This window comes from Saprospiraceae bacterium (assembly GCA_016709995.1).
Lineage (GTDB): Bacteria > Bacteroidota > Bacteroidia > Chitinophagales > Saprospiraceae > JADJLQ01.
The window spans coordinates 1,761,718-1,782,177 of the sequence record JADJLQ010000001.1; the positions used below are offsets into that span (position 1 = coordinate 1,761,718).

Here is a 20,460-nt window from a genome sequence, read left to right on the forward strand (position 1 = left end):
TTGCAATGAGGAGTATCATAGGTTATAGTGTATTATGGAGCGTGTGCATGACACTGATGCAGTGTGCCAATATCGGTCAGCCGGACGGAGGTCCCCGTGACACCACGCCTCCCGGTATAGACACAGCCAATTCTACCCCGGCTATGCAAAAAAATTTCAGACCGGATCAAACCAAAATACCGATCATTTTAAAATTTGATGAATGGATCAAGCTGGACAATGCTTTTAAACAAGTAGTGATCTCTCCCCCACTCCAATATGCTCCCAAAATAGAACTTAAAGGAAAAGGAGTCCAGATTAAACTGGACCCAAGGGAGGTCCTTAAGGAGCAGACTACTTATACGGTCAATTTTGGTCAGGCCATCAAAGACATCACTGAAAACAATGCGGTCAAAAATCTTCGTTTTGTATTCAGCACTGGTGATATCATCGATACAGGTTTTGTAGCAGGTAAAGTGAGGGACGCCTATACCGGCGAAACAAAAGAAGAATTATTGGTGATGCTTTACGAATCTGACGCGGACTCCGTGGTATATAAACAGCGACCCACCTATTTTAGCCGCACCGACAAAGAAGGGAATTTTAACATTGAAAACATCAAAGATACCAGCTACCAGTTATTTGTATTAGAGGATGCCAATAGCAATTATATCTATGATCAGGACAAAGAACATATAGGTTTTGCTGGCCGTAGAGTGGTCACCGGAGAAGACAGCACTACGCTCCAAATCCGATATTTTGCCTCTTTTATCAAACCTAAATTGACCGGTATCTCCACCGAAGTAGCAGGAGTGGTCAAGATCCAGTCCAATATACCCCTGACCGAGCTCAAAACATTGCCATTAAGCATTGCCATCACCCAAATACCATTCATTTCTAAAGATACGCTTATGGTATATTACCTTCCTTCAACCCAACGCGATTGGCCGCTGGAAGTCAGGTACAATGATTTAGCAGTCGACACCATTCTTGTCAACAAAATACGTAAGGAGCGATTAGATTCGTTTGTGGCCTCTCCCACCCACCGCGACCAAAGAACACTCACCACAGATGACTTTGTAAAATTGGATTTTAATCATCCGCTTGGGCTCATAGATACTTCCGGCATCTCCTTGATCGATGATACGACGCTAGTGGCTTATCCCATCATACTGGATAGTGCGACTGAAATCAATCAGCTGGGTATACAATGTCCCTGCATCGAAGGCAGTAGTTACAGCCTGGTGATCTTGCCCGGGGCTGTAAAAAACTTTGCCAGCACCGCGCTGGGTGACACCCTTCGTGTGAAAATCAAAGGGTTGATCACTGATCAGAGTGGCTCGATCGTCATGGAGATCAAGGATCTGGATTCTTCAGCACAGTACAAGTTCAGCCTGATACAAGAGGATAAAATAATCCGAAACGATATCTTTGATCAAAAATCGATGATGACGCTGACTTATCTTCATTTGCCACCCTCTAATTATACCTATCGCATTATCGAAGATGTCAATAAAAATGGCCGATGGGATGCAGGTGATTTCATTAAAAAAATTCAGCCGGAGAAAATATTAACCAAAAAAAATTATAGTGTCCGGGCCAACTGGGAGCTCAGAGAAACTATCAACTGGATCAAATAACCAATATGGATGAAATCTTAACGCTCCGCAGTGAACACCTGCACAAAAAATACGGCCAACGGGAAGTCGTCAAAGATGTCTCCATCAATGTCAAACAAGGGGAGATCGTAGGATTGTTGGGACCTAATGGTGCAGGCAAAACCACTACTTTTTATATGGTGGTCGGATTTATCAAACCCAATCAAGGCAAGGTCTATCTCAACCAGGAAGATATCACCAATGCGCCCATGTACCGGCGCGCGCGTAAAGGCATCGGCTATCTCCCCCAGGAACCTTCTGTATTTAGAAAATTGAGTGTCGAAGACAATATCAGCGCGGTACTGGAAATGACTGACCTCCCCAAAGAGGCTCAAATTGAAAAACTCGAATCGCTCATTGATGAGTTTGGCCTGCACAAAGTGCGAAAGAACAAAGGTGATTCATTATCAGGAGGCGAAAGAAGAAGAACGGAGATCGCCAGGGCCTTGGCTACCAACCCAAAATTTATACTTTTGGATGAACCTTTTGCAGGGATCGACCCTATAGCGGTGGAAGATATCCAAAGCATCGTCGCAGCGCTTAAATTGAAAAACATAGGTATCCTCATCACTGACCACAATGTACAGGAGACCCTATCCATCACGGACAGAGCTTACCTGATCTTCGAAGGGAGCATTTTAATAGAAGGCACCGCAGAAGCTCTGGCTGCCGACCCCTTAGTAAGAAAAGTATACCTGGGGGCAAATTTTGAGTTGAGAAAAAAAGTACCAGAATCTGCAGCAAAATGATCAGAGCGCTATTATTCATCATTCTCATCACCGTCACCTCATCTTGCAATGAAACCAATCCGCGTACTATCAAAGCATGGATAGCCATAGCAGACACACTCGTCATCAGGCAGACCCTCGCTATCCAGGACTCCATCACAGACCTTTGTACGCAACGCAAGGAAGCTTATTATACCTCTGCCTATGACAGCATCTACCAAAAGCGAATGGAGGAAATGAATACATTATTGGATTCTATCAAAACGACCGATGCGACTCATTAAACTGGCATTACTATCAATAGTCCTGAGCCTGACTGCCTGTCAAAAAGACAAAATACCCCAGCCGGTCTTAACGTTGGTAGAACAACGTATGCTTCTTTATGTCACCGAGCGTGACTCTATATGTAAATCCGAGGCCATAAAAAAAGCAGAAATGGCAGTCGATTCATTTTTCCTCACCTTGAGGCGTCAATACCTCCATGATTCGATCGTGGTACCTATGAAGCCTATCAAACCAATGGTAGATACTCAGATCACCCTGGACAATACGATACCGGTCAAACCCCTCTGGGATACATTTCCTGCAAAAAAATAGTTAGTTCGCTTTCTCGCATACAAGGATGCGGTCCTTATGACCCAGGTCTTTGAGTACCCTGACATGGTCAAAACCCATATCGTCGAATATTTGCCTGGTCTCCTCCCCAAGAAATTCATTGATCTCCAGGAATATGGCCCCGCCCGGTTTTAAATGTTGGAATGAAAAGACTGCTATTTTTTTATAAAAGATCAGTGGATCAGCGCCGGCGAACAATGCTTCTGAAGGTTCGTATAATATCGTAGATCGCGTCATATACCCGACCTCATGATCCTGGATATAAGGGGGGTTGCTGACGACGATATCCAGGTCTGCAGGCAATTGATCCCAAAGCGTTTCGTTCAAAAAATCCTGCCGGATAAAATTTAAATCCAGATCTAATGCCTGGGCATTAGCGCTTGCTATAGACAAAGCTTGTGCTGATATATCCAGGGTAAAAATAGTTGCCCCGGGGTATTTCGATTTTATGGCCAGGGGGATGCAGCCGGATCCGGTACCAATATCAAAGATCCGTATGGAGGGGTGATACCTCCGCTTGAGATCATCCAGCAGGGACACCACCAGTTCTTCAGTTTCGGGTCGTGGAATCAAGGCTCCGGGCGCCATCTTTAATTTTAAATCAAGAAAATAATGAATGCCGGTGATGTAAGACAAGGGCTCATCTGCCAGCACCCGATCAATGGTACGGTCCCAGGCTGACAGCCATTCATCATTCAAAGTTTGTTTTGGCCCTGTAAATAGATCTTCTTCTAAAATTCTTAAGATCGATTTTGCTTCCCGTGCTCCGAATACTACCTCAAGCCGGTGAAAAGCCGTTGTTTTTAATTCCTGGTAATCTTTCATAGCAAATAATGGAGCACACATGCACTGATTAAAAAAATCGTCCAGACAGCGAAAGCCCGCAAAGGAAGGTACAAAGCGGGTTTGATGCCGTGACGAGTATGCAAATAATACATTTGCATGGCCCTTTCGAGTAAGGTCCCCAATACCAGAATCCAGGCCACACTAACCAGCCCGTATCTGGGCACCAATACCGGCAAGGACAAAACAACCAGGCACAATTCCAACATTCCAATCCTAAGTAAAACTCCTTTCAGCTTCAAAGCTTGCATCAGCATCGGAGTGGGCAAGATCCTGGGGATATAAATCAATAGGAAAATACTCATCATGGTACCGGCATGTTCAAAGTGAGCTCCATAAATCAAAGTAAAAATAGGAGACGAAAATACCATCAGGATACAGATGGGGAGGACGATCAGGTACATCTGAAATGCCAACCCTTTTCTCAGGTTTTCATAGGGAAAATCACTGGCGTCACCGGAAGGGAACAGCAAAAAAGACTGAGCAAAACCCGCTAACAATGCAGGAAGAAACGGCAATTCCCTGGTACCGTAGCGATACCAGTTAAACTGATCACCGAGACCAAAATAAGTCTGCACATAATAAGCTGTAAAGATGACTGTGCCTGCCCCGGCTGCCAGATAAATTCCATAAGTCACCACCCGGGACCAAAATAAACGATCAAACTTCCAGCCTGCCTGCACGAAGTGTTTTAGATACATCAAGATATATAGCCCGGAGATGATCGCCATCCATTGGATAAAAGCTGCAAATTCTTTTGTAGCCAGAGCCACCAAGAGCCAAAGACCCACCTGGAGGATAGCATATACCCATTGTTTCTTTACCTCTTTGAATATATAACAATAATAGACCTGCATCTGCATGATGAAGTATCCAGCTAAAATCACCAGGATGCAAGCCACCTCGTAAAAAGAAAATACCAACCATGGAATTAACGAAGCCCTCCAGATCAATATAACTCCAAAAAGGCTGATAACCACCAGTAAACAAACCACAGCATTTGAAAAGAGGAATGATTTTTGTTCTGATTTACTTCCCTTGTTTCCTTCCTGCAGGGTGACGATACCCCAGGCAGGCAACCAGGAGAAAAATAAAATGTATTGTAAGATCGAAAAGGATTCAAATTTGGCGATTTCACTCATACTCCAACGATGGGCTATCAGGATAGAAAATAAGAATAGCCCCATACCCCTTGATATCAACCCAGCCTGATATGCAGTCCGTTCATCCTTCAATATGTCTTTAACAAATCTCAATTAATCAAATAATAAACCATCAAAATGGCATCAAAGATCGCAAATAGAAATTCAAAAAAATCCGATATAAACTCGATCGCCTCAGATAAATCATTATTGAAACATGCTGTCAGGGCATTGCGATTTTCTTATTCGCCCTATTCAAAATTTGCTGTTGGCGCCGCTATACTTAAATCAAATGGCGCCATATACCTGGGAGCCAATATAGAAAATGCATCCTATCCCCTCTGTCTATGTGCAGAACGCACTGCCCTGGCTCATGCCCATATCTCTGCACCAGGTGGGAAAATATGGAGTATCGCCGTCGTTTGCAGCAGTGAAGATCACCCGATCCCGGGACCAGCCTTTCCATGTGGTGCCTGTCGCCAGGTCATCAGCGAGTTTGAAGACAAACAAGGCGCACCCATCAGAGTCATAGTAGGCATGAAAGACGGTTCTCAAATAAAATCTTTTGACAGTATCAAAGAACTATTACCCCATTCTTTCAATGGTCAGTTTCTTAAGTAAGGCACCATCATGCGCTCGACATACTCTATATCCTCCGGTACATCCACCCCATGCGCGATATAATCAGTCAGCCCTATTCGGATGTCATATCCACAAGCTAACCACCGCAATTGTTCCAGGGATTCTGCAGCCTCCAGGGGCTGAGGGTCCAAGGCAATCAGTTCGGAGAGTATACTTTTTTTATAGGCATAGATCCCGATATGTTGATAATACACCGCGGCTGACTGGTATCTGGGATATGGGATCACGCTGCGGCTGAAATACAGGGCTTTAAAGTCTTTATCAAACACACATTTGACTATATTGGGATTATTCACCTGCTCCACACGGTCCATGCTCCTGACCAGGGTAATGATAGAAGCCTCCGGAGACCTGCTGATTAGATCAATCATCTGGTCGATCAAGCGACCATGGATCATCGGCTCATCCCCCTGGATATTGATCACCCAATCTGCCTCGGGAAACTCCCCGGCGATCTCTGCGCATCGACTGGTGCCTGTCATATGGTCGGCTGAGGTCATGATGGCTTTGCCTCCAAATTGATGGACCACCTCATAGATGGAGCGATCATCCGTAGCTACGACCAAATCAAATAATTTAGTACTTTCATGGCTCCCTCTATAGACATGTTCGATCATCGGCTTGCCCAGAATGGTAGCGAGAGGTTTGCCAGGAAACCTTGAAGATCCATATCGAGCCGGAATCACTCCCAAAACTTTCATACGATAAAATTAAATTTATAAATGATCATATTATAATAATATTTAATATTTTTGCAATTAATATTAAATGAGTTGTATGCATATTAACGCGTGGAAAGTAGGGATCATACTCAGTATCATCATGCAATGCCTGGCCACACCAGCAGCTGCTGGCAATGGATATGTCAAAGACACGATCATCGTGTCCCTGGATGAGACCTATGGCAAATTTGTGCTACATCAGGTACAAAAAAAACAGACTTTATACTCTTTGTCCAATGCTTACGGCATAGATCTGTATGACATCTATGATTATAATCCCGTGTTGAAAAGCCGGGTGCTGGGGGTCAATGATATCATCAGGGTACCCTTGGCTACCGACCATATCATCACCAATGAAGTTGACCTGGTGACTGACCAGTCCTACTCTCAAATGTACTATATCATCCAGCCCAAAGACAACCTTTACCGCATTGCCAAAGTATATTTTAATATGTCTTTTGAAGATTTAATGAAAAGAAATCAGTTGGCTTCTCATACGATCAAGGTAGGTCAAAAGCTCTTAATCGGCTGGTACGACCCATTGAAGAAAAGCCAGGGGGCTCCGGATTTTAAACAAGATATAGTCAAAAATGAGCAGCATACACTTGAACAAAAGTGGTCAGAGTCTAATCCAAATATATTTACTGAAGAATATAAAGCCATATCTCCTCCTTCGGATAAATGGGTGAGCAAGTACAGTGAAAAGGAAAATTCTGCTGATCGCCTCATCCCTTTGACTGAAGATCTGGCAGAAATCAATATCAAAGACAGAATTGATACCAAATCTGAGGCTGCCACAGATAATTCTAAGATGGAAAACACCTCACGGGCCAATGAGATCAAATCAACCGGAGCCCTTTACAGACCTGAGAAATCGAAAGTACTCAAAAGACGCATGATCACCAGCAATGGTATCGCTCAATGGTCCAAATCCAATAGCACTTCCACTGATTTATATGTATTGCACCCCACTGCTCCGGTCAATTCTATCGTGGAGCTCACCAATCCAATGACGCATCGCAAGATCTATGCTAAGGTGTTGTCCAATATGCCCCCAAAATTGTATGCAGAGGATGTAAGCGTAGTAGTTTCTCCGGGAGTAGCCAATCTACTGGGTGCGATAGATGGCAAGTTTTATGTCAAACTTCGCTTCGTAGAAGAAACGATTCAGTAAATTTGTGTCTTTGATAGACAGAGTTCGAATCACCCTACGGTGAGTTGAAAAGCCACTCCAGGTGGGATTCAGAAGCATAATACCTATCCTGATTTGAATCATTTTGCAAGCTGGACCCTTTCAATAACGCTTGCTATCCATTGATAATCAATAAATAAGAACAGATGAAAGTCTTTGAGAACGTTTTAGAAACCATTGGCAATACCCCGATGATCAGGCTCCATAAAGTCTGTGACGAAATAGCTGCTACCGTATATGCCAAGGTAGAAACATACAATCCCGGCCATTCTATTAAAGACCGGATGGCTATGAAAATGATCAAAGATGCAGAAGAAACCAGGCAGCTTCTGCCCGGTGGCACGATCATAGAATGTACCTCTGGCAATACCGGTATGGGTCTGGCGATCATCGCAGCAGTCAAAGGATACAAATGTATATTCACTACCACGGACAAACAATCCTCTGAAAAAATCAATTTACTGAAAGCTTTTGGAGCTGAAGTCATCGTGTGCCCTACCAATGTGGAATCATCCGACCCTAAGTCCTATTATTCTGTGGCAGAACGATTGTCCAAAAGCATCCCAAATTCATTTTGGAGTAATCAATATGATAACCTCTCTAACAGTCAGGCACATTTTGAGAGTACCGGACCTGAGATCTGGGATCAGACGGATGGCACGATCACCCACTTAATTGCAGGCGTTGGTACAGGGGGTACGATCTCCGGCACCGGCAGATTTTTAAAGTCCAAAAACCCCGATATCAAGATCTGGGGGATAGATACTTACGGATCAGCCCTCAAAAAATATCACGAGACCGGCCTGTTAGACCCAAAAGAAATATACCCTTATATCACCGAAGGCATCGGGGAGGACATCATCCCCAGAAATGTAGATTTTAAGACGATAGATTATTTTGAAAAGGTCACAGACAAAGATGCTGCCTTGGCGGCGAGAAGACTAGCCCGGGAAGAAGGACTTCTGATGGGCTATTCTGCCGGATCAGCACTTGCAGGTTTGATACAACTTAAAGACAGACTGACCAGGGATGATGTCGTTGTGGTCATTTTTCATGATCATGGATCGCGGTATGTCGGCAAAATATTTAATGATGACTGGATGAGAGAAAGGGGCTTCCTCGAGACTGAAATCAAAGTCAAAGACCTGATCCGAGCCAAAGAAGATAAGCGTTTCCTGAGCCTAAAAGCCTCAGACACCGTGAGGGAAGCACTGAACCTGATGAAAGAGTATGATATTTCAGCGCTCCCGGTCACTGATATCACTCATTTTATAGGGTCGGTGACAGAAACCAGGGTACTGGGTTATGTGCTCGAAAACCCGGTCGCCAACCTTGAAAAAAGTGTGCAGTCTATCATGGATGACCCTTTGCCTCATGTACCGCTGGATATGGGTGTACAGGCCGTCAGCAGATACTTTGATCGCAAGATTCCTGCCGTCATGACTCAGGATACTGCCGGCAATTGGCATGTCATCACACAATATGATATCATCCAATCCATCAAAGGATAAAAAACCGATTACCTTTGATTTTGATGAAAAACGGTAGTACTGGATTTGGCAAAGCATTGTTGATGGTCGCATTGATATCATGGACTCAATTATCCCTTGCTCAGGACCCACATTTTTCACAATACATCAGTGCCCCACTGCTGCTCAATCCCGCTCAGGCCGGACTAATCAATGGTAGCTACCGGATAAATCTTAATTACAGAGACCAATGGAATAAAATCGAGGGTAGCGATTATAAAACTGTGGCTTTTTCCGGTGACATGAATTTTATTCCTCCGCTTAAAGGCTTTAGAAATGATCTCATGGGCATTGGCCTCAGTTTTTTGTCGGACAAATCTCCGGGGTTTGATTTTAACACCAACGAACTCGCCATGTATGTGGCTTATCACAAAAGAACGGGCAAAAATCAATTTCTCAGTTTTGGAACCAAACTCGGTATTCTCCAGCGAGGAGTCAATTATGAAAATCTGACTTTTGGAGATCAGTATGTAGAAGGCTCCGGGTATTCCAATAATAGCCGTGAAGTCCTGCCGGAAAACAATATTAGCAGCACCGAGCTCTCGCTGGGATTAAATTATTCCTGGAGTGCGTCAGAATCCAAAGGACTTACCCTGGGCATCAGTATGCATCATATCACGAGCCCGGATTTTTCTTTTTTCAATTTATCCCCTCCTCTGGGCATTGAGCCCATCAAACAACCGTTATATGGCTTGTTATCATTCCATGCTACCGGAGCTATGCCTATGTCCGGAGACCAGATGGTATTTATGCCCAGAATATGGATATTAAATCAGGGACCTCATTTTCAACTAAATACAGGCGCACTGATCAAGCTACCGCTCAACCAGGACGGCAATAACAGCCTTTATGCTGGTGGCTACCTCCGATTGGTCAAAGGAGTCAAGAGTGTCGCTCTAGAATCTTTTGTACCTCATATTGCATTTGGACTTGGCAGCGTCAACCTGGGTCTGAGTTATGACGCCAATCTAAGGCGTTTTGCCCCATCCTACTTTCAACAAAGTGTATTCGAGCTTTCGATTGCCCTTATTGGCAATTATGACAATGCTAGTTTTTTCTGTCCTCGATTTTAAACTTTACCTTCAAAGACCATGGAGTACCTGCTATACTTTTTGTCTTTTTTCTTTGCTAACCATACGCCAAAACATGCCATCTATCCGGATGTCTTACACTATGGCTTTCAAATAGAACTCAACGATCAAAATGATACTATCCTAACTGATGCAACTATCCTGCTCACAACGGATGAATCCACCGATGCGATTAAATTAGACTTAGGCTCACTCCAGGGTGACACCGGCCTGGGCATGCAAATCACCCAGCTTACCTGGATCAGCCTAGATGAAAATGGAACAGAATCACCCCTTGATTACCTGCATCAAAATGATCGGATTTTGATCCATAGACCATTATCTAAAAATGATACTGTACGGGTGCATATCCAATACAAAGGAGTCCCAAAGGACGGCCTCATCATCTCTAAAAACAAATATGGTCATCGTACATTTTTTGCCGATAATTGGCCGGATAGAGGGCATCATTGGTTGGTCTGTCATGATGATCCATCAGATAAAGCTTCACTTGAATTTAAGATCATTGCCCCCGACCATTACCAGGTGGTGGCCAATGGCATCCGGATGGAAGAAACAAACCTTCCTTCTAATTCAAAATTGACTGTTTGGAAGGAGGAGGTTCCATTATCTACTAAGGTCATGGTCATTGGAGTGGCAGACTTTGCCGTGAATCTTGCGGGTTACGTGCATGACTGTATACCTATTTACAGTTGGGTATACCCCGAAGACAAGGAAAAAGGTTTTTATGACTATGCTTTGGCCAAAGAGATCCTCCCATTCTACATACAATATATTGGACCTTATGCGTATAAAAAACTAGCCAATGTAGAGTCTAAAACCAGGTTCGGCGGCCTGGAAAATGCCAACACGATTTTTTATTCCGAAAAAAGCATCAAGGGTGATCGCAGCAATGAAAACATGATCGCGCATGAGATCGCACACCAGTGGTTTGGCAATATGGCGACTGAAAAAAGCTTTGGGCATCTGTGGCTTAGCGAAGGGTTTGCTACCTATTTTGCCATGCTGTATGAAGAAGAAAAATACGGCAAAGAAAAAATGATCGAGCTGCTTTCGAAAAGCAGAAATCTTATCGTCGATTACTCCAGGAAAAAAAACACACCTGTCATAGATACTACCACCAGGGATTATATGAAGCTGCTCAATCCCAATACCTATCAAAAAGGTGGCTGGGTACTTCATATGCTACGCATGGAATTGGGCGATTCGATTTTTCATCAAGCTATCCGACAATATTATGTACGCTATGCAGGTCATACTGCAGGTACGGAAGATCTTCAAGAGGTTTTCGAATCAGTGTCCGGTCAAAATCTCCATCAATTTTTTAAACAGTGGCTGTACACTGCAGGACATCCTATTCTGACCATCACCTGGAAGTTTGACCCTGCTGCCAAACTTGTCACCGGCACCATCCTCCAGACCCAGAAAGATCCATATTCTTTTCCTTTGGATTTATCCCTGGTCATGAATAAAAAAGAAAACATCAGGCATACACTTCCTATCAATACTTCCATGACTACCTTTAGTTTTGATGCCAATGAAAAACCAATAGATTTGCTGGTCGACCCTGATACAAAACTGCTGCACTCACATACAATCTCACCAATAAAATAAAATCATATAATAATTTTTAACATCCAGTGTTCTCATAGAAGTAATGATCCACTAAATAAATCAAAATGAAAACAGGAATATCATTGAGTGGAGGGGGTGCAAAAGGCATTGCCCATATAGGAGTACTTCAAGCTTTGATGGATCATGACATTCAGATCGATATGATCGCAGGCACCAGTGCCGGCGCGATCATTGGTGCCTTGTTTGCAGCCGGAATTCCAGCGAAGGATATGCTCTCCTCGATTCGCAACACTAATTTTCTGAGGATATTTGGATTAAACTGGCCGGACAAAGGGCTGGGTGATATGAGTTATTTAAAACAATTATTAGAAAAGCTCCTCAAAGACGATTCCTTTGAGGCATTATCCAAGCCACTCTATGTCCCTGTCATGAATCTGAATACCGGCCAGGTAGAAATAAAAAGCAAAGGAAATTTATTTGATATCGTATGTGCCTCCAGTTCTGTACCCTTACTGTTCCGTCCAATACAAATCGGTGATAGCCAATACCTGGATGGTGGTATCGGTATGAATATGCCTGTACGGTGCCTAATCGGTAAATGTGATATCATCCTAGGAGTCAACCTGATCAATCATCACCCCTTGTCTGACAAATATCTAAGCAGCTGGAAGGAGATCATGTCCCGAGTATTTGACCTCTCCGTATACAACAATGTCAAACCTGAGATGGACCTTTGCGACATCATCATCGAACCCACAGAAATTCATCTCTATAGCCGGTTTAATTTTAGCCAGGCCGAGCAACTGTACAAGGCAGGTTATGAAGGAGCCATGCTCCAGATGCCCATTATCCTTGATATGATCCAGCGCCACCAGCATTTTGTTGAATAACCATTTTCTGATAACTTTAATTATGAATCCAAGAATCACTATAGCCGTCTATAAACCGCTGGACGGTAAGCAGGCAGCACTGCACCAACTGGTACTAACCCATCATCAAAGGCTCTTAAAACTCGATCTGGTCACCAGTCGCGAGCCTATCATCATGCAATCTGCTGACGGCACAGTCCTGGAAGTCTTCGAATGGCTTTCTCCGGAAGCTATCCAGGCTGCTCACAGCCATCCGGAGGTCTTGGCTATGTGGAGTGAATTTGGAGCCGTATGCACTTTTTTACCCACCAATGCAGTACCGGAAATCAATAATATGTTTTCAGAGTTTACACCGTTAGATTAAGGAAGGCGAATAAAATCTTCCCTATAAAAAAAAATTAAAATCATACTCCAGGGGTAACATATTTTGTGGTGGTAACATTATAGTATGTAGGCTGATGAATGCAGTCATTGATTCATTCATGCCATCGTATCATTTTAACACTAAACCCAAAAAATTATGAGTACACTCAAAAAGTCACCTGAAAATGACGAAAAAAAAGAAAACCTGCGTCGCACCTTGCGCAAATCCGGCCGCATTACGGTGGATACAAAGAAAAACAAGGCAGAAATCCTGGAGTATTTTAGAAGCCGTCGGACCAAGCTTGAAATAGTCAAAACGACTAAAACTCCGAGTGGTCAGATCCTGGATTGGGTCCCTATAGAATCACAGCTACCCAAAGGCCAAAAACTTGCTACGCCTCCATCTGAATCATTTACATTGGATCTCGGCTCAGGAAGGCAAAAAGTAAAAGCCGTCGAATTTGAATTAGAATATAAAGGTGCTGAGCTTGGACCTGAAGGTACTGTGCCAATAGTCAGACGCGACCTCAGCAAAATCGGATCACTCAAGACCCTCAATGAGCATCTAAGCAAGCATGGTCATAAAACCTATGAAATGTATATCAATGATCGTGACAGTATCCATGTCCCTGCTGATGGTACTGCACATGAATATGGTTATTCTTCACAATTAGTGACCTGTTACGGCGCAGATGGCAATTTGTCTGCTTTTGATCCTTATGTCCATAGATCCGACGAGTTCTCTTTACTCCAGGTAGCACTGGCCCGGGGCACGGGATCTTCCAAACAAACCATTGAAGCCGGATGGCAGGAATACCGTGATCTCTATGGTGACTGGGTACCTCACCTATTTGTATTCTACACAACGAATGGCTACACGAAATCTGGAGACAATAAAGGCGGTTATAACAGGGATGTAGACGGCTGGATACAGTATTCTAATGTAGTATATCCGGAAGCAACCTCCAGCCCTAATAGTGTACGGGGTGGTGCCCAGTATATCATGCAAATCAAATATCAATTGTATAAAGGTAATTGGTGGTTCTGTTGCAATGGACGATGGATCGGATATTATCCTGCTTCTTTATTTAATGCTACGGGGCTTCGCAACAAAGCAGATAAAGTAGCTTTTTATGGTGAGATTGTCGATTCAGGCAACGACTCGATATCCAGCTGGACCGATATGGGTAGCGGTCATTGGCCCGACCAGGGGTGGAAAAAATCTGCCTACATGCAAAATCTAAGATACCAATCTGGGGTCAATGGGTCCATGTCACGATATAATGGCAGTCCATGGGAAAGCAATCCGGGTGAATACGGTATCGAAGCACACTTTAATGATGGAGGTTCATGGAACAGCCATTGTTGGGTGGGCGGACCTGGCGGAGGTTAATAAGGATATTATTTATAAAAACTAATACTTAACACAAGCCTGATTGGAGATCCGTTCAATCAGGCTTTTTTAATTTTAACCTCTTAAATCAAACAAGAAGCAGCTTAAAAAAGCCCCCCGGTTTATCTTGCAGTCCAACCCCCATCTACAGTAAGCATCGACCCTACCATATAACTTCCGGCATCACTCGCCAATAAGAGGGCAGCACCTTGAATCTCTTCGAGTCTGGCCCACCGACCAAGAGCAGTAGCACCAACCACAAATTTTTTGCCATCATCGGTATCTGCGATCGGGAGGTTCATATCTGTGAGGAAAGGCCCCGGACAAATGGCATTGACATTGATATTGAACGGTGCAAGTTCTAAAGCAAGGGCTCTGGTCATCTGGACCACTGCTCCTTTGCTGGAGGTATAGGGTGTACGATTGCTCAGTCCTACCAGGCCAAGGGTACTGGCCAGGTTGATTATTTTACCAGAACCTTGCGACTTCATGGTAGGCACGACGGCTTTGCTTGCCAGCCAGGTACCATTGACATTGACTTCCATCACCTTATTAAAATCTTCATATGATAATTCATCGATGGCCCCCCTGATATTAATGCCCGCACTATTGATGAGGATATCGATTTGACCAAAAAGATCCAATGCATAAGCAGCCATGCTTTTTGTCTGTTCAGGAAGCGTGATGTCAGTATTAAAAGCTTCAGCCTTTATATTAAATTGTGCAGCGAGTGCCCGGGCAGCTGCCTCCCCTTCCTCCGCATTACGATTCACTAATAAGATAGAAGCTCCTGCTGAAGCTAACGCAGCTGCCATAGCCAGGCCCAACCCTTTGGATCCTCCTGTGATGATGGCGACCCTGCCGGTCAGGTCAAATAATTTTACGCCGGGTAGATTGATACTGGAATGTAGGTTCATACGATTATATATTTTTATTTGAGGCCAAGACGAGAAGTGCTGTATTCGAAACTAGACACTACATTTTTTTCTTCTACGGCCAGTTTATCTTCGGCACTGAGTTGGGAAACAGTTGGTAGTGCGGGTTTGAATTTGCGCTGTCTCACCATTCGAAGATTAGCAGCAAGCGCTCTTCCTGACCCATCACCAAAAGTAGACCAATAGTCTTCTTTTAAGCAAGGTATTTGCAGTGGGTCTCGAGTGATCATCTCGAGATTAAACGTGACCTTGGGATTATGTTGTTTGCAGACAGATACCATCCTGGTCAGATCCAAAATGCCTTCGCCCAGCGGTACTTCTGACAAAAGAATTCCATCTTCAAACTCATCTACAGCCATATCTTTCACATGGGTCGTGAAGATATATGGTGCCAGGGTCTCTACCACATACATAGGATCTTCCAGCAGAGCGATATTATTGCCAAAGTCCAGTGTCACCCCAATCCATTCACTGTCGATCGTTTTAATATTTTCTACCAATTCTGCTGCTTTCCAATCCTTATGATTTTCTACAGCGAGTTTCATTTTATGTTTTTTGAGTACAGGCTCAGCCAGCCTCAGCATATTCAGGGCTTTTTTTCTGGCTTCTTGAAACTCGGGAGCAGAATGATATACTTCGTATCTCCTTCCGGAGGTCAGCACGGTCCGCACTACCGAGACGCCGGCTTCTTTGGCCTGGACCACCTCATTTTCAAATCGCGCCACATCCTCGCTGTCCTTTGGTGACCCAATAGAACCTTCCAGGTAGAGCCCTAGCTGTTCTCTTTTGTCCCTTACTTTTTTTGCAAAATCTGCAGACCAGTTATTGACGCCTACCTGCACGCCTCCTGCTCCCACCTGATGGCAATGGGTCAGTAGATCCAAAGCATCCACAAACCCCGGATATTTTTGACTACCTGCCTTAGAGTTCCATCGGCTTGCATAGGAATAGACCACCACGCCCATGCGCATCTCCCTGGCAAAATGTTGAAACGAAGGGGTAGCAAATGCCAGCGCTGCCAGCGAAGTTTTTTGCATAAATGATCTTCTGGTCGTAGGACTTTGAGTAGGCACTGGTATTTTGTTCATCTTGACAGAATTTATTTAGGTGGATTAGTTTGTAAATCTTTTTGAATTCGTTGATTGAGCTCAATGGCTGTCCAGGGCATCACTCTACCCTGCGTGAGATGCCTGGCTCCTCCGACCACTCGATTGCTGACAGGCTCGGCAGCATTGCCCCATTCATTTCTTATATAATTTATGATGGCCGTAATCTGACCATCATCCATGACCGAGTGCGCGGGCATCACAGGTAAAATATCAGGCACATCATATTTTTTTTCATTCACTTCTATGGGTCCTTCTATACCATGCAAGATTAAAAGGGCAAGTCTTTTTGGGTCACCCAATACCCAGTCAGATCCAATCAAGGTTGGCGCAAACCGAGTCACTCCGGCGCCATCGCTGCCATGACATCCCGCACAGGTAGTCAGAAAAAACTGCCGCCCCAATGAAAACTGTTTTTGATCTATTTCACCGGTCATGGCGGAGGACTGCGTTGTTTTTTTATCAGGGATATGTCCGGGCCATTCAAACATCTGATTCAAGATCTTCATTCGTTGGTCATCCAGCAAATTGGCAGCATTCAGCACAGGAGGGGCTTTTGATAATTTGATTGGCTTGAACGCATTGCTTCTTCCTTGAATTGAGAGCGCAGTGAGAATAGTTTTTGATTGCCAAAGTTGATCATCAGCTGATGATAGATTTGTCAAGAGGTTATTCATTTCAGCGCCATCACCATTTTTCAAAACCGCTGTGGCCAACATTTCCAGAAAGACCTGTTTGGCCGGAGTTGATTGCCCCCACCAGGGAGATTGCTGTAGATTTTTTAAAAAAGAATATTCATTTTTATACAAGCTACTTAAAATGGCGTCCCGCATTAAAGCGGAAGTATCCTGTCGATTAAGTATAAAGAGCAACGTAGTACTTGCTCTATTAAAATCAACTGCCCCTGCACTTAAAGCTATCTGAAGCAATTCTTTATCTCCGGCTTTTTTTGAATTTCGCTCCAAAGCAACTGCAAGTTGAGATTTCACCACACCATTATTTTCAGCAAAGTGCTCCAATAACCTTATTGCAGTAGATCTGATTGCCTCCTCAGTGTCTGAGGAAAGCACGATCAAATCATTTGCCTTCAAGAGGCCCAGGTCTTTTGCTGTCCACAGGGCATGGATCCTGCCAATGGTATTCCGTCCACGCATAATCGAATCTAACAGTTGAGCACCAATATCTTCGGCCTTCCTTTCTACCAAAAGTCTTTGTGCCAAATCCCGATACCACCCCTCCCGATGGGACAGATATGGTACCAGCGCTTGATTAGAAGCAGTTGATAGATCTATTTTTTGCCCGGTTTGCGAGGTTTTACCAACTACTTTCCAGATGCGACCACAGTGTATGGGCAAAACCATTTTCCTTTTTACAGTCTGCTCTCTTAGATAAGGGGTCACATAAGCCCCATGTTGGATCAGTCCACGATACATATCTACGATATACATGGCGCCATCCGGGCTATTGGAGAGATACACCGGCCTGAATCGTTCGTCGGTAGAGGCCAGAAATTCCCGTCCGGGATGTAGGTCACGGGCTGATACCATGTACCCATGTTTTTCAATTACATTTCTTTTGACGAGGTTGCCCGAAGGCTCACATACAAATACATTTCCATAATAGGCTGCCGGCATAGCTGCTCCCCTATAATAAAGTGGTGAGCAGGCTGCAGTGAACTCCAACAATCGATTGTTCTCATCCAGCGTACCGGGTATATAGCCTCGATTGACTGCAATATTCTCACGGATCGGATATACCCGTCGGTCCAGGGTAAGCCCATGGTCTATACCTGTAGTGGTTAGATGATTTTTGTTTCTTGAAAAATAATTTGGTGGCACCAGATCGGCATGTAGTTGGGACCAATTGTAATTATAATAGAGGCGGCCTTCATCGTCGTGGCTGATGCCCCACTGGCCTCTAAATTCTGTACTGTCCCGGACCCAATGCCCGTCCTCTAATTTATATCGCAATCTTGACTTTGCATTGTAATACCAATTGTCCAGTCCGCGCCACAATCCATTGCCAGAGTGTTCGGGCAACATATTGCCTGCGTAGGTCGAGTCGATCAACACTTTACTATCTGCATGCAGATCATGATCGAGGTCCCTCGTCCACCACAAAGCTGCGTTTTCAACTACCAAAGCTCCATCTGCTACCAGGGCCAGAGCCCGGGGCAAAACCAGGCTATCCAGGTAGATGATCGAAGAGTCCATCATCCCATCATCATCTCTGTCCAGTAAGATATTGATCCTTCCTACCCGATCTTTTTCACCTTTGCCATCGATATCCGGCATAAAACCTCGCATCTCCACCACCCAGATTCTGCCTTGTTCATCAAACTGGATCACCACAGGATCTTGTACCAATGGCTCCGAGGCGACCAATCGAATTTCTAAATCTTGTTCTAAGGCAAATGATTTTAATTCCTCCTCCGGAGCAAGCACAGGAGTAGTTTCGTCACCGGTATTTTTAACTGCAGACTGCTGGCACCCTATATTGAAAAACAAATAGGCTAGCCAGATCCCAATTGACAATTTTTTAGTATTCAATTCATCGACTTTTTAACCTGTACGCTTCGCTGATCAGACTTTTAATGGATCAGGATGTATCCAGGGTTTTCGGTAGGCTCGTTTAAGCAAGGCTGTTGCTTCTGCGTCGCCGGTGACTATCCTTTTTTTAGGATCATACTTCAGTGGTCTGTTGAGTTTCATAGATAGATTGGCTAGGATACAACTTGCAGTAGAGATATGACCTTCCTGGATATCTGCTACTGGTCGGGAGTGATCGTCTATAGATTTGAGCAGATCAAGCATATGCAAGCGTGTCGCCGGAGCAGCATTGAGCTCTATCCTGTCTTCCGTCAGGTCCTCAGGATATTTTTCTCTTTCGTAGACGACATCTTTATGTATTTTTTCTCCATCGCCGACAGGCGTAAAGTCTGCCCGCATCGTACTGGCTTTTAAAGTTCCTTTTTCTCCAAATAGAGTAAATGACCATGGATAATCCGGATCTGCAGGCGTGCCCCAGGTCCTGTGTTGCCAGACACAGTTGAGTCCATCGTATTCAAATATCGCAGATTGGGTATCAGAGATATTGGACTTGGCATCCTTTTGTACATAGATGCCTCCGGTAGATACAATGCTCTTGGGCCAGCCCAGGTTGAGCATCCAGCGCACGGTATCAAACATATGCACGCACATATCGCCGGTGATGCCATTGCCATACTCCATAAAAGCCCTCCACCACCGGAGGTGAGGCAACCCATCATACGGTCGCAGCGGAGCAGGACCTGTCCACATCTCATAATCCAAAAAGTCAGGTATAGGTTCTAAGGGTGGGTTGCTTCCATTGCGCATATGGAGATAACAACACATTTCTACATGAGATATCTTACCTAAAAGTCCTGCATCTACTATGTTCTTTTTTACATCGATGAGGTGCGGCGTGCTTTTTCTTTGGGTACCTACCTGGACTACTTTGTTGTATTTGCGGGCCGCAGCGACCATGGCTTCTCCCTCCATCACATCCACACTGATTGGTTTTTGTACATATACGTGAGCACCGGATTTGACTGCATCGATCATTTGCAGTGCATGCCAGTGATCCGGTGTGCCGATTAAAACGATATCTAGTTCATTCTCTGACAATAACTTTCTATAATCGCCATAAAGTCGGGGTGTCTTGCCTGATTTTGAGCGTTTAGTCACCAGATCAGCAGCAGCACCCAGCATATTTTTGTCTACATCACATAAAGCCATCACTTCTACCGGTGCGACCTGCATCAATCGAAACAAGTCACTTTTGCCATACCACCCGGTACCGATGAGACCGACTTTGAGTGGATTGACCGGATTGATCAGCTCCAGACCAAGAGGCCCAAGAGCAGTATAGGCCATGGTAGCTGTAGCCCCTTTGAGAAATTCTCTTCTATTGATATTAAATGATTTCATGTCAAAAGTTTTTATTGCCAGGTTAAATTTATGAATAACCAATTTACAATTTATCCTTCATTGACCAATAGATTTCGCCCGGCAATCTGAAAGTTTTGGCTTTTAATGAACTATTAGTGGTAATAATT

General features: G+C 44.2%; 19 protein-coding genes. 12 read left to right on the top strand and 7 right to left on the bottom strand.

Features of this window, described 5'->3' with window-relative positions; all coding sequences use genetic code 11:
• Positions 1-5 precede the first annotated feature (5 nt).
• From IPJ09_07385 to IPJ09_07400, 4 genes are read left to right on the top strand one after another with little or no spacing between them, the layout of a single operon-like run.
• Positions 6-1,619 carry an Ig-like domain-containing protein gene (locus IPJ09_07385; protein MBK7371249.1) on the top strand — a complete coding sequence of 538 codons (1,614 nt, stop codon included), beginning with the start codon at positions 6-8 and terminating at the stop codon, positions 1,617-1,619.
• 5 nt (positions 1,620-1,624) lie between these two features.
• On the top strand, positions 1,625-2,386 hold the full coding sequence (lptB, locus tag IPJ09_07390; GenBank protein ID MBK7371250.1) for an LPS export ABC transporter ATP-binding protein: 762 nt from the start codon (positions 1,625-1,627) through the stop codon (positions 2,384-2,386).
• Positions 2,383-2,649: a hypothetical protein gene (locus IPJ09_07395; GenBank protein MBK7371251.1), complete on the top strand. Its 267-nt coding sequence runs from the start codon at positions 2,383-2,385 to the stop codon at positions 2,647-2,649. The genes lptB and IPJ09_07395 overlap by 4 nt, the downstream gene beginning before the upstream one ends.
• Complete coding sequence (locus tag IPJ09_07400) at positions 2,636-2,962, top strand: hypothetical protein (protein ID MBK7371252.1); 327 nt, start codon at positions 2,636-2,638, stop codon at positions 2,960-2,962. Before IPJ09_07395 ends, IPJ09_07400 begins: the two co-directional genes overlap by 14 nt.
• Here the strand turns inward: IPJ09_07400 and prmC are convergent, their stop codons facing one another.
• On the bottom strand, positions 2,963-3,826 hold the full coding sequence (gene prmC / locus IPJ09_07405) for a peptide chain release factor N(5)-glutamine methyltransferase (protein MBK7371253.1): 864 nt from the start codon (positions 3,824-3,826) through the stop codon (positions 2,963-2,965).
• The gene (locus tag IPJ09_07410) at positions 3,802-5,079 is read right to left on the bottom strand and encodes a hypothetical protein (GenBank protein MBK7371254.1); all 1,278 of its coding nucleotides are present in this window, start codon (positions 5,077-5,079) and stop codon (positions 3,802-3,804) included. The genes prmC and IPJ09_07410 overlap by 25 nt, the downstream gene beginning before the upstream one ends.
• A gap of 24 nt (positions 5,080-5,103) precedes the next feature.
• On the opposite strand from IPJ09_07410, the gene cdd reads away from it, so the two are divergent.
• Positions 5,104-5,586: a cytidine deaminase gene (gene cdd / locus IPJ09_07415; protein ID MBK7371255.1), complete on the top strand. Its 483-nt coding sequence runs from the start codon at positions 5,104-5,106 to the stop codon at positions 5,584-5,586.
• Here cdd and kdsB read toward each other — a convergent pair.
• Positions 5,571-6,308 (bottom strand): 3-deoxy-manno-octulosonate cytidylyltransferase, encoded by a 738-nt coding sequence (gene kdsB, locus IPJ09_07420; protein ID MBK7371256.1) that lies wholly within the window; start codon positions 6,306-6,308, stop codon positions 5,571-5,573. The genes cdd and kdsB overlap by 16 nt on opposite strands.
• Positions 6,309-6,384: 76 nt before the next feature.
• On the opposite strand from kdsB, the gene IPJ09_07425 reads away from it, so the two are divergent.
• The 7 genes from IPJ09_07425 (at position 6,385) to IPJ09_07455 (ending at position 14,341) form a co-directional block, all read left to right on the top strand.
• Positions 6,385-7,503 carry a LysM peptidoglycan-binding domain-containing protein gene (locus tag IPJ09_07425; GenBank protein MBK7371257.1) on the top strand — a complete coding sequence of 373 codons (1,119 nt, stop codon included), beginning with the start codon at positions 6,385-6,387 and terminating at the stop codon, positions 7,501-7,503.
• A 164-nt stretch (positions 7,504-7,667) separates the two neighbouring features.
• Positions 7,668-9,032, top strand: coding sequence for a pyridoxal-phosphate dependent enzyme (locus tag IPJ09_07430; GenBank protein MBK7371258.1), 1,365 nt, complete (start codon positions 7,668-7,670; stop codon positions 9,030-9,032).
• A 23-nt stretch (positions 9,033-9,055) separates the two neighbouring features.
• Positions 9,056-10,123, top strand: a complete 1,068-nt coding sequence (locus IPJ09_07435; GenBank protein MBK7371259.1) for a PorP/SprF family type IX secretion system membrane protein — start codon at positions 9,056-9,058, stop codon at positions 10,121-10,123.
• An 18-nt stretch (positions 10,124-10,141) separates the two neighbouring features.
• The gene (locus tag IPJ09_07440; GenBank protein MBK7371260.1) at positions 10,142-11,755 is read left to right on the top strand and encodes a M1 family peptidase; all 1,614 of its coding nucleotides are present in this window, start codon (positions 10,142-10,144) and stop codon (positions 11,753-11,755) included.
• A 65-nt stretch (positions 11,756-11,820) separates the two neighbouring features.
• A complete protein-coding gene (locus IPJ09_07445; protein MBK7371261.1) occupies positions 11,821-12,606 on the top strand; it encodes a patatin-like phospholipase family protein in 786 nt (261 codons plus the stop codon).
• A gap of 22 nt (positions 12,607-12,628) precedes the next feature.
• Complete coding sequence (locus tag IPJ09_07450) at positions 12,629-12,949, top strand: hypothetical protein (GenBank protein MBK7371262.1); 321 nt, start codon at positions 12,629-12,631, stop codon at positions 12,947-12,949.
• Between the two features lie 156 nt (positions 12,950-13,105).
• Positions 13,106-14,341: a neprosin family prolyl endopeptidase gene (locus IPJ09_07455; GenBank protein ID MBK7371263.1), complete on the top strand. Its 1,236-nt coding sequence runs from the start codon at positions 13,106-13,108 to the stop codon at positions 14,339-14,341.
• 122 nt (positions 14,342-14,463) lie between these two features.
• On the opposite strand, the gene IPJ09_07460 is transcribed toward IPJ09_07455, so the two are convergent.
• The 4 genes from IPJ09_07460 to IPJ09_07475 are packed head-to-tail and all read right to left on the bottom strand — an operon-like array spanning position 14,464 to position 20,332.
• Positions 14,464-15,258 carry an SDR family oxidoreductase gene (locus IPJ09_07460; protein MBK7371264.1) on the bottom strand — a complete coding sequence of 265 codons (795 nt, stop codon included), beginning with the start codon at positions 15,256-15,258 and terminating at the stop codon, positions 14,464-14,466.
• A gap of 14 nt (positions 15,259-15,272) precedes the next feature.
• Positions 15,273-16,364: a sugar phosphate isomerase/epimerase gene (locus IPJ09_07465; GenBank protein ID MBK7371265.1), complete on the bottom strand. Its 1,092-nt coding sequence runs from the start codon at positions 16,362-16,364 to the stop codon at positions 15,273-15,275.
• A gap of 11 nt (positions 16,365-16,375) precedes the next feature.
• Complete coding sequence (locus tag IPJ09_07470; GenBank protein ID MBK7371266.1) at positions 16,376-18,931, bottom strand: c-type cytochrome; 2,556 nt, start codon at positions 18,929-18,931, stop codon at positions 16,376-16,378.
• Positions 18,932-18,964: 33 nt separating this feature from the next.
• Positions 18,965-20,332, bottom strand: coding sequence for a Gfo/Idh/MocA family oxidoreductase (locus tag IPJ09_07475; GenBank protein ID MBK7371267.1), 1,368 nt, complete (start codon positions 20,330-20,332; stop codon positions 18,965-18,967).
• Positions 20,333-20,460 lie beyond the last annotated feature (128 nt).

Bases quoted from the DNA above. Each gene is read 5' to 3' on its own strand.
- prmC (MBK7371253.1), bottom strand. From the start codon at position 3,826: ATGTGTGCTCCATTATTTGCTATGAAAGATTACCAGGAATTAAAAACA.
- IPJ09_07460 (MBK7371264.1), bottom strand. From the start codon at position 15,258: ATGAACCTACATTCCAGTATCAATCTACCCGGCGTAAAATTATTTGAC.
- IPJ09_07435 (MBK7371259.1), top strand. From the start codon at position 9,056: ATGAAAAACGGTAGTACTGGATTTGGCAAAGCATTGTTGATGGTCGCA.
- IPJ09_07450 (MBK7371262.1), top strand. From the start codon at position 12,629: ATGAATCCAAGAATCACTATAGCCGTCTATAAACCGCTGGACGGTAAG.
- cdd (MBK7371255.1), top strand. From the start codon at position 5,104: ATGGCATCAAAGATCGCAAATAGAAATTCAAAAAAATCCGATATAAAC.
- IPJ09_07445 (MBK7371261.1), top strand. From the start codon at position 11,821: ATGAAAACAGGAATATCATTGAGTGGAGGGGGTGCAAAAGGCATTGCC.
- IPJ09_07395 (MBK7371251.1), top strand. From the start codon at position 2,383: ATGATCAGAGCGCTATTATTCATCATTCTCATCACCGTCACCTCATCT.
- kdsB (MBK7371256.1), bottom strand. From the start codon at position 6,308: ATGAAAGTTTTGGGAGTGATTCCGGCTCGATATGGATCTTCAAGGTTT.
- IPJ09_07440 (MBK7371260.1), top strand. From the start codon at position 10,142: ATGGAGTACCTGCTATACTTTTTGTCTTTTTTCTTTGCTAACCATACG.
- IPJ09_07475 (MBK7371267.1), bottom strand. From the start codon at position 20,332: ATGAAATCATTTAATATCAATAGAAGAGAATTTCTCAAAGGGGCTACA.
- IPJ09_07430 (MBK7371258.1), top strand. From the start codon at position 7,668: ATGAAAGTCTTTGAGAACGTTTTAGAAACCATTGGCAATACCCCGATG.
- IPJ09_07400 (MBK7371252.1), top strand. From the start codon at position 2,636: ATGCGACTCATTAAACTGGCATTACTATCAATAGTCCTGAGCCTGACT.
- IPJ09_07465 (MBK7371265.1), bottom strand. From the start codon at position 16,364: ATGAACAAAATACCAGTGCCTACTCAAAGTCCTACGACCAGAAGATCA.
- IPJ09_07385 (MBK7371249.1), top strand. From the start codon at position 6: ATGAGGAGTATCATAGGTTATAGTGTATTATGGAGCGTGTGCATGACA.
- IPJ09_07425 (MBK7371257.1), top strand. From the start codon at position 6,385: ATGCATATTAACGCGTGGAAAGTAGGGATCATACTCAGTATCATCATG.
- lptB (MBK7371250.1), top strand. From the start codon at position 1,625: ATGGATGAAATCTTAACGCTCCGCAGTGAACACCTGCACAAAAAATAC.
- IPJ09_07455 (MBK7371263.1), top strand. From the start codon at position 13,106: ATGAGTACACTCAAAAAGTCACCTGAAAATGACGAAAAAAAAGAAAAC.